General features: G+C 32.2%; 17 protein-coding genes. 5 read left to right on the forward strand and 12 right to left on the reverse strand.

Features of this window, described 5'->3' with window-relative positions; all coding sequences use genetic code 11:
- The first annotated feature begins 286 nt into the window (after positions 1-286).
- Positions 287-496, forward strand: a complete 210-nt coding sequence (locus ACW9JY_RS02410) for a hypothetical protein (RefSeq protein WP_457283244.1) — start codon at positions 287-289, stop codon at positions 494-496.
- A gap of 38 nt (positions 497-534) precedes the next feature.
- Positions 535-792, forward strand: a complete 258-nt coding sequence (locus tag ACW9JY_RS02415) for a hypothetical protein (protein WP_457283245.1) — start codon at positions 535-537, stop codon at positions 790-792.
- 32 nt (positions 793-824) lie between these two features.
- Here ACW9JY_RS02415 and ACW9JY_RS02420 read toward each other — a convergent pair whose 3' ends face one another.
- The 3 genes from ACW9JY_RS02420 to ACW9JY_RS02430 form a co-directional block, all read right to left on the reverse strand.
- A complete protein-coding gene (locus ACW9JY_RS02420) occupies positions 825-941 on the reverse strand; it encodes a type II toxin-antitoxin system HicA family toxin (protein ID WP_457283263.1) in 117 nt (38 codons plus the stop codon).
- Positions 942-1,006: 65 nt separating this feature from the next.
- Positions 1,007-3,160, reverse strand: coding sequence for a KAP family P-loop NTPase fold protein (locus tag ACW9JY_RS02425; RefSeq protein WP_457283246.1), 2,154 nt, complete (start codon positions 3,158-3,160; stop codon positions 1,007-1,009).
- Between the two features lie 575 nt (positions 3,161-3,735).
- On the reverse strand, positions 3,736-3,903 hold the full coding sequence (locus ACW9JY_RS02430; RefSeq protein ID WP_457283247.1) for a toll/interleukin-1 receptor domain-containing protein: 168 nt from the start codon (positions 3,901-3,903) through the stop codon (positions 3,736-3,738).
- A gap of 536 nt (positions 3,904-4,439) precedes the next feature.
- Here ACW9JY_RS02430 and ACW9JY_RS02435 point away from each other — a divergent pair.
- The gene (locus tag ACW9JY_RS02435) at positions 4,440-5,450 is read left to right on the forward strand and encodes an Rpn family recombination-promoting nuclease/putative transposase (protein WP_457283248.1); all 1,011 of its coding nucleotides are present in this window, start codon (positions 4,440-4,442) and stop codon (positions 5,448-5,450) included.
- A gap of 30 nt (positions 5,451-5,480) precedes the next feature.
- On the opposite strand, the gene ACW9JY_RS02440 is transcribed toward ACW9JY_RS02435, so the two are convergent.
- The 4 genes from ACW9JY_RS02440 to ACW9JY_RS02455 form a co-directional block, all read right to left on the reverse strand.
- Positions 5,481-5,618: a hypothetical protein gene (locus tag ACW9JY_RS02440; protein ID WP_457283249.1), complete on the reverse strand. Its 138-nt coding sequence runs from the start codon at positions 5,616-5,618 to the stop codon at positions 5,481-5,483.
- A gap of 59 nt (positions 5,619-5,677) precedes the next feature.
- Positions 5,678-7,087 (reverse strand): ATP-binding protein, encoded by a 1,410-nt coding sequence (locus tag ACW9JY_RS02445; RefSeq protein ID WP_457283250.1) that lies wholly within the window; start codon positions 7,085-7,087, stop codon positions 5,678-5,680.
- A 217-nt stretch (positions 7,088-7,304) separates the two neighbouring features.
- A complete protein-coding gene (locus tag ACW9JY_RS02450) occupies positions 7,305-9,098 on the reverse strand; it encodes a tetratricopeptide repeat protein (protein ID WP_457283251.1) in 1,794 nt (597 codons plus the stop codon).
- Between the two features lie 174 nt (positions 9,099-9,272).
- Positions 9,273-9,791, reverse strand: a complete 519-nt coding sequence (locus ACW9JY_RS02455; protein WP_457283252.1) for a hypothetical protein — start codon at positions 9,789-9,791, stop codon at positions 9,273-9,275.
- 438 nt (positions 9,792-10,229) lie between these two features.
- Between ACW9JY_RS02455 and ACW9JY_RS02460 the strand changes: the two genes are divergently transcribed.
- Positions 10,230-10,430: a YjzC family protein gene (locus ACW9JY_RS02460; protein ID WP_457283253.1), complete on the forward strand. Its 201-nt coding sequence runs from the start codon at positions 10,230-10,232 to the stop codon at positions 10,428-10,430.
- Between the two features lie 64 nt (positions 10,431-10,494).
- On the opposite strand, the gene ACW9JY_RS02465 is transcribed toward ACW9JY_RS02460, so the two are convergent.
- The 4 genes from ACW9JY_RS02465 to ACW9JY_RS02480 all read right to left on the reverse strand — a co-directional run bounded on the left by ACW9JY_RS02465 (position 10,495) and on the right by ACW9JY_RS02480 (position 12,883).
- Complete coding sequence (locus ACW9JY_RS02465; RefSeq protein ID WP_457283254.1) at positions 10,495-11,391, reverse strand: hypothetical protein; 897 nt, start codon at positions 11,389-11,391, stop codon at positions 10,495-10,497.
- A 345-nt stretch (positions 11,392-11,736) separates the two neighbouring features.
- Entirely contained in the window at positions 11,737-12,312 is a 576-nt protein-coding gene (locus ACW9JY_RS02470; protein WP_457283255.1) for a hypothetical protein, read from the reverse strand.
- Positions 12,313-12,482: 170 nt separating this feature from the next.
- On the reverse strand, positions 12,483-12,635 hold the full coding sequence (locus tag ACW9JY_RS02475; protein ID WP_457283256.1) for a hypothetical protein: 153 nt from the start codon (positions 12,633-12,635) through the stop codon (positions 12,483-12,485).
- A gap of 152 nt (positions 12,636-12,787) precedes the next feature.
- The gene (locus tag ACW9JY_RS02480) at positions 12,788-12,883 is read right to left on the reverse strand and encodes a sigma factor-like helix-turn-helix DNA-binding protein (protein ID WP_457283257.1); all 96 of its coding nucleotides are present in this window, start codon (positions 12,881-12,883) and stop codon (positions 12,788-12,790) included.
- A gap of 43 nt (positions 12,884-12,926) precedes the next feature.
- On the opposite strand from ACW9JY_RS02480, the gene ACW9JY_RS02485 reads away from it, so the two are divergent.
- Positions 12,927-13,127 (forward strand): hypothetical protein, encoded by a 201-nt coding sequence (locus ACW9JY_RS02485; protein WP_457283258.1) that lies wholly within the window; start codon positions 12,927-12,929, stop codon positions 13,125-13,127.
- Positions 13,128-13,270: 143 nt separating this feature from the next.
- Here the strand turns inward: ACW9JY_RS02485 and ACW9JY_RS02490 are convergent, their stop codons facing one another.
- A complete protein-coding gene (locus ACW9JY_RS02490; protein ID WP_457283259.1) occupies positions 13,271-14,704 on the reverse strand; it encodes an oligosaccharide flippase family protein in 1,434 nt (477 codons plus the stop codon).
- Positions 14,705-14,869 lie beyond the last annotated feature (165 nt).

Here is a 14,869-nt window from a genome sequence, read left to right on the forward strand (position 1 = left end):
GGCTGCGGGGCGAAGGGTGTTAATAAAGATCTCTTCCACACGGGTGGGGAGCGGGGTAAAAAGGAACAAACCCCTTTCCTTATGCTTGAAAAGCGGGAAAAGGGACCGCAGGTCCCTCTTCCACACGGGTGGGGAGTGTGGGAAGGGCGCTATAAAACTCATTATACAAGAGTTATATGATAAGATAGCTCACCTTCAAAAACAATATGGTATAATATAAATAGTTAATATAAATAATTAATATAAACAGTTCAACAAACTATCGTGTAACCAAAAGGGGGAGCTGATGAAAGGTACCAACATAACCCACAACAGTCAAGACATTATTTTCAAAAAGATGTCGGAGCTATTCAAAGACAAAACCATCGAATATTATGAATTAAACTTACCAAAGATAATCTCAGTCAAACCAACAGAACTACCCGTAATAAACGTATCAGATAGAAACATGGATTTTGTATTCGAACTAGGAGTCACCTCTCAGACAATTATGTAAGGGAAGAGTACCTAAACAAACTGAAAGAGGTGATACGAATGACAAAGATAGGAGCTTCATTATTTGAAGAAGGCATGGAAAAAGGGAAAAGAGAAGGGAAAAGAGAAGGAGAAAGAAAAGGAAAACTTGAAGGAGAAAGAGAATTAATAATTGAAATTCTGAACCAAAGGTTTGGAGAAGATTTTGATAAAAGATTGAAAGAAAAGATCAGAAAAGCAAATGAAGAAACCATAAACCAAATAAAGAAAAATATTCTAAGTATTACACTAGAAAAACTAAAAGAGTTACTTAAATAATTTCTGAAAAGACGCCCTCCATGGGCGTTTTTTCAAATAAAAAGTGTTGGAGGAACAATGATTCTTTTCTTTGAAATTTCATTATAATAAACGTGGTGACTTCCTCTAACTCTATTTAATGCAAAACCTTGCTTTTCAAGAATTTTGATAACTTGTTTATGATATCATTTCAAAGACATCAAATTATGATCTAATGCCCTCCGTAAGAGCTATCCTATATTTTCCCATCAATAGTATTTAAGAATGTTTCAATTGCAAGTTTCTTTTGATCTTCTAACTGTGCGAAGTCAGGAGAAGCGGATATCTTTCTTATTCGTGGTTCTATCTCTTTTAGGTCTACAAAATTCTTAATGCTTTCATCAATTTGCCAATTTATTTTTTCCTCAGAATCTAAACTACTATAACTCGTTGTCTTGCTCAAAAAACTGGTAATAAAATCGATCAAGCCCTCATCGCTCTTTATCATATCGTTCACTAACTTATCTACTTCTACTTCTACTTCTAGCTTCCAATCTTTCAGCTCTAAAAGAATATACACCAAATACTTGTGCTTTGCTAATTTTCCATCTTTGGCCCAAATCTGAAGCTTGTTGTAAACAAGTTTTTTCAATTCTTCAAATTGTTCCAATTTTACAGTTGGTTCATCTGTGGAAACTAAATTTTCTTGGGATCTATATTTTCCAAACGGTTTTTTCTGTAGGCTTATCTCATGAACGATAGTATATAAACTCCTTGTACTTTTCTCAATTGCTCCTTTGAATATGTTGAATCTCTCATCATAGCTTTCAAAACGATGAATGAGTTTATCGAATAGCCGGTGGAGTTTCGCATAAAGGCCAGATATATTTAAATCGCCTTCGAGTAACAAATCACCTACATCCATCAGAGCAGTAATAATAGGTTCTATATTTTCCTTAGGAATATAGGCGTTACTTAGAGCGTAATCTTCTAACCGTTCAAGAAATCTTGATACCTTTTCCTCTTCAAGATTTAAAAGTGCTTGGGCAAACGATTCAGAGTTATTTCCTAAAGACAATATTGCCTCAATTTCTCCTTGGGAGATCCCTCCTTTTGCAAGCGAAAGTCTAAAGAACAAGTCGAAAATATCGGGGCTACAAATTCGACAATCTTTTCTCCAATTTCTCAACTTTTCCTGACCAAAGTTATTATTGCCGTAAATAGATTCAAGTTTTGGGAATAGCTTTTTCAACAAATCTTTTAAAACTTCTGGAGGAAGAACTTTCCCTCTACTAATTATCCCATCGCAATGTTTTTTTGCTTTCTCTTTACTTTCATCAGACCTTCCATAATAAGGGTATACCCCCGTGAAAAGATCTTTATTGTCTCTTATTCCATAGTAAACTTCTGGCACGAAAACCTGAATGGCTGTAATCGCAAGAAAATCTGCTACATTTACCTCATATTTTACCATTTCAAGACTGAAACGTAGTGTGTTTAGATAACGTGTAACGTCTCTTATGTTTCTAAAAAAATCCTTAAATCCGCTATGGTATATATCCCACCAATATCCTTGATCGTATCTATCCTCCGGTACGCCATTGACTAATTCTCTAATTTCACGTTTCAATAAATCCTCTACTTTGTCTTTGGAAATGAGTGGAACTTCGAAAGGTATTTGAACAACTTTCTCTAAATATTCTAAACCAAAACCCTTTTGAACATTTTCCAATGCATTTATAACGACATTCTTATCAAAGGCAAGCAGATATATCGTATTTTTAAAATCTCCTAAGGATTTGACTAATTGAAACATCTGTCTAATTTCAGTATCATTGAGGCGATCTATATCATCGATGACAACAATAATTTTATGATGCTGTTTGATAAGCAATTTATTTATCTCTGCTTTTATAGCGTTTAAATCATTTGCTTTAAGACTGCTCATACTTTCAATAGCACTTCCAGCACTTTTAGCGGTATCAGAAAATATCTTTACAAAAGATCCAATCATTGGTATTAGTGCAAGTGGCTCAACGATTTTAGCATATGTTTGCAGTTTCTCCCCTATCTTCTTACCATGACCTGCATAATTGTGACGTTTGAGTTCTATTGATAAAACTCTAAAAAACTGAGTAATAAGTTGGTTTTGGTCAGAATAATTCCACGGATTAAATCTTACGACAATTGGTTTCTTATCATCACTGTTGTTTTTCGAAATAAGTTTAATATACTCTAAAGCCATGTTAATTATAGAGGTTTTTCCAGAACCCCACGCACCAAAAAGCCCAATTACTATACTGTCTTTTTCTTTATAGCTAAGAATAGCTTCACCCAGGGCTTGAGCAAATGAAGCTCTGCCTAAAATATCATCTTTAGATGATTCAATTGGTTGATCGGTTTTAAACATGCTTTTCACCTCTTTTTTGCCCCAGAATTTTGTATAACCGCTCACTCTAACCCCAAATACCTTCGTTCAATTTTCGAACAAAACCAAACAGTTATAACTCCTAATTATTAGTAGAAAAAACTACGTTCTTTTAACTAACACCTGTTTTTGGTATGCTTTTAGTTTGGTAAGAGCAATCAAACCATTCATAATCTACCATAATAGCAAAAATTACTAACTTTTAATTACATTTTTTATATGATTTTCCCAGATTACATTTACAATTTCATCAGAATTAAAAAAATTATCATCATTAAAAAAATTACTACTAAAGCTGTACTTTAACCTAAATTCATTATCTTTAGTTATAGCAAAAGTCAATTGTTCATTAAATGAATTATCATTATCTAAATTATCTCTATATGAGAAACATAGATCATATGTTGTGCTTCTAAATAAATTACATAACCATATTTTTATACCATCAATAAAATTCCCGTTTTTATATAATTTAAATATACTCTTAGTTGATGAAACCTTTTCATGAATGTATTCAAAATTTTTATTTTTCTCTTTAATTTTTGAAAAAAGAAGCTCTAAATCATCATCCTATACAAATTAGTTGTTTTCCTTTGAGTCTCTTTTTGATCGTAATTTACTTCTATGCCCTTAGAACTTAAATCATCTACTAACTTTTTCACCCATTCTTGATGCTCTTTGCTATCCCAACTATAACTAATAAAAACTGAAGGTTTCTCATTCATATAGTATCACTCTTAATCAATATTTCCCCCTTTTAAATTATACTATATGTCCATGAAAAAATTGGTTAGATCATAAATCGATGTCTTTAAAATGATACCCTTTTCCCTCAACCCAAACATTCTTCTTTGATTTAAAAAACATTCTCGCGATCTACAAGATGAACAGTCTTCAATAAAACGGGCAGCGGGGGAAGGGCGACAGAATATCTTCCTTAGATGGGCAGGCTGCGGGGTGAAGGGTGTTAATAAAGATCCTTTTCCTCACGAGTGGGCAGCGGGGTAAAAAGGAACAAACCTCTTTCCTTATGGTTGAAAAGCGGGGAAAGGGACCGCAGGTCCCTCTTCCTCACGGGTGGGGAGTGTGGGAAGGGAGCTATAAAACTTATTAAACAGGAGTTGGATAATAAAATAGCACACCTTCAAAAAGATATGATATAATTAAATTAGTAAAGAGAACAATTTACTCCTCTTATGGGGCGGGCAGCGGGGCGAAGGGGCGCTAAACACAACAAAAAATAAACCAAAAGGAGAAGCTTATGTCTAATCCAATAAAAGACTCCATATTCAAAGAATTATTTGAAGACAGAACCGTATTCTATGATTTCCTAAAAGCCTTTCTACCAAAAGAGATAACAAAACAAATAAAAGAAACAGATTTAAAACGTGAACAAACTGAACTAATAGGCAAAGACTTCTCCATAAAAAGATCAGACATACTATACAAGATAGAAAAAGAAAACGGTCAAGATGTATACATATACTTATTGTTAGAGCATCAAAGTAAAGTTGACCAACTTATGGCATTCAGGATGTTGGCGTACAAGGTAAGAATATGGGAACAATATGTGAAAAGTCACAAAAGAGAATCAGAACAAAAAGGATTCAAACTACCAGTCATAATAGGGATAGTCTTTTACGATGGAAAAGCGAAATGGACATCACCAATGGATGTAAAAGACAAGATAACAGAGATAAAAAACATGGAAGATTACTTAATAAAAGCAAATTATGAACTAATAAATTTAAGCAGTATAAAAGAAGAAACGATAATAAACATGAAGAAGGCACTAGGGGTAATCTTATTAACGGACAAACCAAACGTAAGGATAAAAAACGCAGAAGAGTTGCTAAAAATTATAAATGAAGAGATAATATCGAAGTTGCCGGAAGAAGAAAAAGAAAAGTTTGATAAACACAGAAACGCATTCATAGAACTGTTCGGAAAGAGGACAGATTACGAAGAGATAAAAGAAAGGTACGAAGAGCTAAAAGAAATGGAGGTGCCAAAAATGTTTGACACATTAGAAAAGATAGCAAAAAGAGACAGAGAAAAAGCTAAATTGGAAGGTGTAAAAGAAGGTGAAAGAAAAGGAAAACTTGAAGGAGAAAGAGAATTAATAATTGAAATTCTAAATCAAAGGTTTGGAGAAGATTTCGATAAAAGATTAAAAGAAAATATCAGAAAAGCAAATGAAGAAACCATAAACCAAATAAAGAAGAACATTCTAAATGTTACACTAGAAGAACTAAAAGAGTTACTTAAATAATTTCTGAAAAGAGGCCTCCATGGGCGTTTTTCAATTAAAAGCTGTCGCTAATTTTAATGAACATTTGCTATTGCTAACTACTTTTCGTTTAGTAAGTGACGTAGCGTTGTTCCTGGCTGTTGTAGACAGTGAAGTAGTCATTCCACCACTTTCGGGGTGTTTCTTCATCTGGCTTGGGTAAATTTAATTCAACTCTAACTTAATTACCCACTATTTTCGTGAGAAAATCAAATTAATTCTTCATTTTTAGAAGACACAAAATCTTTAAAACTTATTAAAATAACATTACTGCTGGCTTTGGCAAAATTCAAGGTTTCTCTCGTAAAACCTATTTTCGAGAAAAGTATATAAAATTTATTCTCAAAATGAAATAAAGCCCCTTTATCCATAAGTTTTTTAACTACTGACATATTTAACAATGTATTTTGCCATTTGCATTCACCAAGAAGAATGTTTTTCTTATCGTAGGCTACTATATCGATTTCTTCTTCTATTTTTTTAATGGGGTTATTACCCCACCATTTGCCAATATTTTCAAAGACGAATGGCAATTTACCCTCGACATTCATTTTCTTCAGGATTTCAACCGAAATGTCTTCAAAAATGGGGCCTATATACTCATTCATAAATGGCTTTATTTTATTTTTTATAATGAAATCCGCCAATCCTTGTTCAATTAATGCTTTGTTTTTAAAAACAAACCTATACCAAAATTTAAAGAAATTATCCTTAATCTTGAAAATACTACCCCTGCCTTTTCTACCAATCGGTTCAGGCTTTATTCTTTCAACGATCTTTAGATCAATCAAGGTATCCAAATACTTAGCCACTTTGGAATTATCGAAACTGATTCTTGAAGAAATTTCATTCAATTTCCCATTTCCTTCTGCTAAAGCTTCCAAAATAGAATTGTAAATTAAAGGCTCCCTTAACTCTTGTCTCAGCAAGAATGTAGGTTCTTCGTTAAGATACGATGATTTAAATAATATTTTTTGTTTTATATTTTCATAAAAGTCCACTTTTTCATCAAAGGTGACCAAGTATTGTGGTGTACCCCCTAAAACTCCATATGTGTTGACTTGTTCCTCCCAAGAATATTTAGGAAAGAACTTTCGACTGTCAAAAAAACCAAAAGGGGTAATCTCAAATTGCGCGGTTCTTCTCCCATACAACGGACTTTTATAACCCAAAACTTCATTTTCCATAAAACTGACATATGAACCACAGATTATCAAAAATAATTTGGTGTCTTTCAAAGTATGATCTATCAATTTCTGTAAAATCGATGGAATACTACGATTCGCATTCACTAAATATTGGAACTCATCAATTACTATTACTAATCTTTCTTCTCTTGTTCTATTTGCAATAAAGAGAAAAGCTTCTTCCCAAGAATTAAACTCAGTTAACCCAGTTAGATTGAAAAATGAAAAAACCTCTTTAGAAAATTTTTCTAATGAAACACTATCTACTGATTCGTCGGCAACAAAAAATATAAAAGGCTTTTCTTTACAAAATTCCAAAAGTAAGGTAGTTTTCCCAACCCGTCTTCTTCCGTATACAACAACAAATTGGAACTTGTCTTCTTGGTACAATTTGTTTAAAGCGGTTAACTCTGATTCTCTGCCAATGAACATATAAGTCACCTCTATTACTTACTCATGAGTTACTAACTCATGAGTAAGTAACTCTAAAGTTAGTATTATTATACCACAAAAATGTGGTTTTTAGTGAAAGGGCTAAACCCGCGGAGAAAAACGGTTAAAGCTCTCTTTCCATATAGATGAGTTGTGGATTGAAGAAGCAAATCTCCTACAGTTATAAAAACGTTGGAAACATGGTTAAAATTGTTTTTTAGCTCAGTTTTTCTGATTCCATGTATTTTGCTTCTATTTCCTCCATTATTTCTTCCATTATCACAGGAGATAGAACAGGCTCATAGGGAGGAGGGGAACGCAGTTCTACTTCAATATTTCTTGTCCGAATGTGTTCTATACTTGGTGAAACAAGGATAATGATTAAAAATACAATAAGAAATATATAAAGAGACCAGTTTATTTGAATAGAAGGAAACCAGCCAGGAATAAATGGGTGAAGCAGCAATAAAGCTGAAATAAGCAGTAAAAGAAAGAAAAATCCGATCCTCTTAGGCCAGCGATGTAAAGGAGAATTTAACCACCAGCCCCACCAGGGGGGCCTAATTCGATAGTTCCAGATATTACCAAGCAATTTACGAGCTGGTGAATTTATTGAGGATTTTGATTTTAATTTGATACATTCTTCAAGTTTTTCTTTTGCTGTAAAGATGTCATTGCTTTTAAGGTAGAAGTGCCCTAAAAAATACAGGACATACGCCCTTATCTCTTTTCCCTGTTTTTGTTTTTTCGACAACGTTTCATTCATCTTTTCCAGGTTTCTTATGATTCTGGAGACTTCTTCTTGATATTTTTTATCTTTTGAATCCAAAGTGAATTCTGCCTTAAGATAGTAAGCGTATATATCCCAGAGGAAATGTATTGGATTACCTATTTCCAAATACATTGCCTGTTTAAAGGATTCACTTGCAACATCATAGTCTTTTTCTTCAATTTTGATTCTGCCTTGTAAACTCCATGCAGGAACAAGTTCCTCATCTATATTGAGCGCGTTTTCAACATTGTCAGAAGCCCCTTTAAGATTTCCAAGTTTAAAAAATAGCTCCCCTAAGTTGGTGCATGCCAAGGCATTTTTTGAATCTATCTCGATGGCTTTCTTGTGAGCCTCTATCGCATCTTCATACCTTTCGAGCTCACCAAGTGCAAAACCTTTGGCAAACCAAGCATCGGCAAACTGCGGATTTATCTCGGTGGTTTTCTTGTAAGCCTTCAGCGCCTCTTCATATCTGCCAAGCTTGATAAGTTCAACACCTTTGGCGAACCAGGATTCGGCAAACTGCGGATTTATCTCGATGACTTTCTCATAAGCCTCTATCGCCTCTTCATGTCTCCCAAGCCTACCAAGTGTAAAACCTTTGGCGAACCAGGATTCGGCATACTGTGAATTTATCTCGATGGCTTTCTCATAAGCCTCTAGCGCATCTTCATGTCTCCCAAGCCTACCAAGTGTAAAACCTTTGTTGAACCAGGCTTCGGCATACTGTGGGTTTATCTCAATGGCTTTTTCGAAAGCTTCAATCGCCTCTTGATGTCTCTCAAGTCTGAAAAGTGCAACTCCTTTGGTGAACCAGGCTCCGGAATACTGTGGATCTATCTGGATAGCTTTATCATGAGCCTTTAGCGCATCTTCATATTTACCAAGACTGTTAAGTGCAAGACCTTTGTGAGACCAGGCTAGGGCATACTGTGGATCTATCTGAATGGCTTCATCGAAAGCCTTTAGTGCATCTTCATATCTGCCAAGACTGAGAAGAGCATCACCTTTACCGAACCAAGCTTGGAGATATTGTGGTTTTATCTCGATAGCTTTCTCGTAAGCCTCAATCGCTTCTTCATATCTGCCAAGCTCGCTAAGTATAAAACCTTTGCCGAACCATGCTTTGGCATACTGTGGATTTTTCTTGATGGCTTTTTCGACAAGCTTTAGCACAAGTTTATATCCTACAAGCTTAAGAAATTCAACCCCTTTGTTGAACCATTTCTTAATGCTCATTTTGTTCTTACCAGCCTCCTTTACTCTGTGGTCAGCCTTTTCACAAGATCAACTTTTTCTTTTTTTAAACATAGCATTGCATATTACGACCTGCGGATGAAAGAAGTTCGACAACCGATGTATTTGGTGAAAATTAGATTCACCTTTTATCCCTTGTTAGGCGATGGCGAAATATTACTCCCACCATGGTTTACTCGCTTCTGATGAAACTTTTGGATAAAGCTCGTAAATAGCCTTTATTATCGGCTTTAGCTCATATTTATCTCCTCTAAAAGTAAGTGCCCATGTTGTAGGATTAAAAATACGGAGGAAATCTTTTTGGTCTATTCCAGCTATCATATTCGGGGGTAATATACTTGAATCAACAAAATTATGCCTTTCAGAAGATTCTGTCCACTCTTCTAATCTTTCATCAAAATGTTCAAAATGATTTCTAAAGTTTCTTGATTGTATAGGGGAATTATCTTCAATACCTAAGCTTTTTCGTAACTCTTCTCCCCTTTCCTTATTTTGTGTTGGCCAAAAGATTTTGGAGATATTACCTACAGCTACCAAAAAACTTTGTATTGCATACCATAGTAGGTCTGAATTATTATTTGATAATCCTGTTTTTACTTGCTCTATAGCAATAATTGCGAATTTACATTGTCGCTCAATTTCCTTTTGAAATATTCTCAAAACCATTTTCTCCATCTCTCCTGACCTCCTTTAGGAAACCCTAACAGTTGCCGAGCCTGTTTGGAATTTCAGTCTGTCCCTTAGCATTTTATCATTTTCTTCCTTAATAAATACTTTCTCTTCAGCATTTGCTATGGCTATTGATACCAAGTGGCTCTTCTACCTTCCTTGCTAGATAGCTCTTTTAACCGTTGCTCTGTGTATCCCCATTTCTTTTGGTATCTCTCTTTGACTTTTGTGTTTGTTAAAATACAAAAATCCTACAATTTTTTGTTCAAATTTATTATATAGGATTTGTGCGATAGGGTGGTACACTTTTCGTTTAGTAAGTGGATAAAATTATAGTTGTTATATTACTTCATTATAATTTTCTATATATAGTATTTATCATTTTGTATAACCATTATGTTGTGGTATAATTGAACTGAATAAATAAGAAAGGAGGTGAATTTTATGCCAATCGGAGCAAGATATAGAACAGGCCAAAGATCTCCTGCAAATGCTTATTACAAGTGGGTGGAATATACAGATGGAACAAGAACACCTAAACCTACTAATGAAGAAATGAAAATTCATTTAGAAACTGATGAAACATTTCCACCAATCAATTCTTGTGATAAAGGTGCAATTTGGGAAATGACCTCGTACGAATGATTTTTTGATTTGAACTTAAAAAGCAGACGATCTTTTTTATTCAAATCGTCTGCTCTTTGATTTTTTAATCATTACTTTTATCTTTATTTTTTATTCTTTCTAATTCTTTATCATGCTCGTCTCTTAGAGAATATCTATCTTCATCAATCGTTGTTAATCTATCATAAAGCACTTCAAAAGAATTATTTGGATTATGTATAAATAGGCTATATGTATTATCCAACTTAGGTAAATATGTTTCTTCATTTTCTATTATTCTATAAAGAATATCATGATCGATAATTTTTAAAGATTTGTATGGATGATATTCTTTCAGTTTTCTAAATTCACCATGATATTCTCTAGAAAATAAAGTATTGTCTGAAGTTAAATATAAATAAAACACCGATGTCATAAAAAAGTCATTTGTACTATAATTTGTTGGCAAAATAAAAAAATCAATCCTAGAAAAAACATCTTTTTTTACATTAATTATATTGTCTTTGGGTATTCCGGTTTGAATTTTTTGAAATTTTATTGAATTATCAAAAAAATTTTTAGGAATATATAAGCTACAAATTGGAAATGGAAACAATTTATCTTTTTTAATTTTACCCTTATGTCTTATTTCTAATATTGTTTGGTTATTTTGGTTTTTGAGATTTATAACTGGCATTTTTATATTTCCATTTTGATTATAACTAAATCCATGCCATGATACCTTATAAATGGATTTTTTGAACTTTTCTTTGTGAGTATCTCTTTGAAAATACAAATTATCAAAAGGATGATTTTTGATTCCATCCATCATTATATCTAATTCCCCGTCATAAGAATCATATTTGTCTTTATCTGGTTCTTTAATTTTTAATCGAAAAAGTATTTTATTATCTCTGACAACATAAATTTTATTATGGTCGGAATTCTTTATTGAAAATACCAAATCAGCATCCATATTATCACCACTAATAACTAATTCCATGTTCGTGTAAATAAACCATTTTCGTTATCTATAGTACATTCTATCCAAATAGATTGATGTTTATATTTTATTGGGTTAAACCTTATACCATCAGAATTTGCAAAATTTAAAGCACCAATAGTTGATTGACCTTTCAAGGCTGTATTAGAAGGATGATTGTAAAAGGCGGACCCTTAAACAATACTAAAGCGGGGTAAAAAAATATGACCCAGCATTAGATTATACTATATGGTAGTGAAAAGATTGGTTAGATAATAATTTGATGTCTTTTAATTTTACTTCATATTTTTATGATCTTCAATTATTATTTCAATGCATTCATCATTTCTATACATTTTCATAAAACTAAAGGATATCCCTTACGATAATTCCATATCTATTTATACTATAAATAGTTCCTCCACTATTAGGATTTGAATTACCCCCATCGATCCCTCTATTTTCTATAAAGCCATAACTAAACAAACTTTCGAGAACATCTTTATCAGCAATAGAATCACCCGTACAAATTGTATTGTGATTTGAAAAACTTTTTAGCGCAAATAAATCTTTATAATAACTCCTATTAATCAAATAACTAATTCTAAAAAAATCTCTTTCCTTTAGTTTTTCCTCGATAAATAAAATAAATAATCTACTAATTAAAACACACTTATTTTCATCGTCAGAATCATTAATAATATTTAACAATTTAAAACCTAAATCTTTCAGATCATTTTTGTTTTTGATTTTTTTCATGAATTTATCCTTTTTACCTTGAGTAATTCTATCTATTTCACTTAAAAACCTTTTTATTTTTATTTCAAATAAAAAATCAGATACCGTTGATGGAAATTTAATAATTTTCATTAATTTAGTTATTTTACTATCCGGTAATATACCTTCTAAAAACCTTTCAATTTCATTAAACATATCTTTCATACCTATCAAACTCCTAATTCTTTATTTTTTATCAACACATTTAAATTATAGCTTATAGGGGTGCTAACTTTTTAAAAGTTAATAACAAAAATTAAAAGAAGAGTTCAAATAACATGGCTCAGTTAGAAAACTCTTCTTTTAACAAAGATAAATATAGAATTGAAAAGAATTTAATGCATACGTTTTGGTTTCCCAAAACCAACATGACTGACTCTATCCCCTCCAATTTGCAGGTTAATTGAAGTTCTATCTATCGAAATGGAAATTATAACGAAGCAAAGGCTTTCATCAATTTCGTCATGTTCTTCAGCGCTCTTTAGCATTTCATCATTTTCTTACTTAATAAATACTTTCTCTTCAGCATTTGCTATTGCTAACGATAACCTCACATATCCTACTTCATCAATATCGCTATACTTATGTATCTACCTTCGCTTCCTCTATCCTTCTTTTTGATTGATACCAAGTGTCTCTTCTATCTTCCTTGCTTGATAGCTCTTTTAACCGTTGCTCTATGTATCCCCATTTCTTTTGCTATCGCTCTTTGACTTTTGTGTTTGTTAAAATACAAAAATCCTACAATTTTTTGACCGAATTAATTATACAGGATTTGTGTGATAGAGTGGTACACTTTTCGAGAAAAAGTTAGTAATCTAAAAGTCAGAAAGAAAGATAAATTTATGAATGGGTTAAAAAGAGCTATGCTAGCAGTTAGAAATGCCATTATATATGAATACAACAATGGACTAGCAGAAGTTTCCGTGAATAAACTAAAAGTTATTAAAAGGATAATGTATGGGAGAAACAAATTTTAGATGTTGAGGCAGAAAGTCTTTTTTCTAGAAAATAATGGATAGGATTAAACAATCAGTGGAAAGAACCCAAAGGGTATGATTTTGTCCTAATTTGGTTGAAAAAAAGCTGTATTATGCTAGATATAACAACGGACCTAAGTATTTTAATCTTTCAAATATTTTCTGAAAGAAGAGAAATAAAAGTAACCTAATATTCCTAGCAGTCCTATCAATCGTGGTAAAAGCATCGACTGAAAAAGCATGAAATATAAAGTTATTATTGTAACATAAAGAATTGATATCAAATGGAACCTTATTCCATATACAGTTTTCTTGATAATCTTGTTGGTCATAAGATAATGGAAAATAAATAAAAAAATATAAGATATTAAAGTGGTAACTGCAGCGGCAATATATCCAAAAATAGGAATCAGCCAAATATTCAAAACCACATTTATCGCAGCAGAAAGGATCGTCCCAATTGAAATTAATCCAGGTTTTTTAAGAAAAAATTCTACATTTACTTCAAAGGTGTATAAAAATTGGAAATAATACGCTCCAAACACATAAGGAATTATTATAAGACCCTCCCAATAACTTTCTTCAGCCATTATTTTTATTAGTTCAGGGCTAAACATTAAAATAGCTCCATAAGCCATGGTGAAAAGGTCTCTATACAAATTACCCCGTTTTTTTATTTTTAAATATTCGTTGTTTTCCATTTTTTCATAAAACCAAGGCACCCAAGCCGTATTGGCTGCGCCTAATAAGACGGTGACAATCATTCCTACATTATAAGCAAAACTATATATTCCAGTTGGCGCGTTACCTAAAAACCTGTCAATAATTATTCTATCGAACTGTGCATTAATTATCCCTGATAAATTATGAGGTATTAAAGGTATTGACAATAATAAGGCATATTTCCAATACTTTAAATTAATGAATTTTTTCCCTTTTGATAATAAAAAGATGAAATAAAAAGAACCTATAATACTTATAGGAAGAAATTGACCACTTATTTTTCCCAAAGCTCTGTTTGTTTCAAAAATATTAAAAATGAAATAGATTGATAATGCTACTCCCACTAAAGAAGTCAAAATTGTAACCAACGACACTATCTTGTATTTATATTCAAATCTAAATTTTGCATTTGTAAAACTTAGAATAAAACCAAAAAAAGAATGGAAAATTAAAATATAAAACAAGGAAAGGTCCAACCCCATAAAGGCACTAAATGTATTTCTAAATGTAAACAAAATAATTGAAAAGATTAAAAAAATCAAAAAACTTAAAAAAGCAACAGACGAGGCGAAACCATCATAATCCTCTTTAAAATCAAACTTACCTCTTCCTATACTTCCCATTAAATCCAAACTCATAATTACAGTTAGGATCGATAACCAAGAGGCATACAATGAAGTAACACCATAATCAGCGGGGGTTAATAATCTTGTGAAGATAGGGATAGTTAGAAAAGCGACACCTTTTGTAAAAAAATTAGTAAAAGTATACCAACTACCAGCTTTAACTACTTTATTATTTAAAATTTGTTGTATTCCTTTATTTTTCAATCCCAATTTATTCAAAATATCCATAGTTAATTATTCACCATTATCATTGGAGGGAAAATCAATTTAGTAATATTTTATTCCTCTCACCAAAAGTTAAAAGAACAATATTTTGTGGTTCTCTTCCAAAAAGTGTGGGTAGAAAAAATGAAATATGAACAAATGATTAAATAATCTGGTATCATGTAAGAA

It is taken from the genome of Petrotoga sp. DB-2 (genome assembly GCF_054051725.1).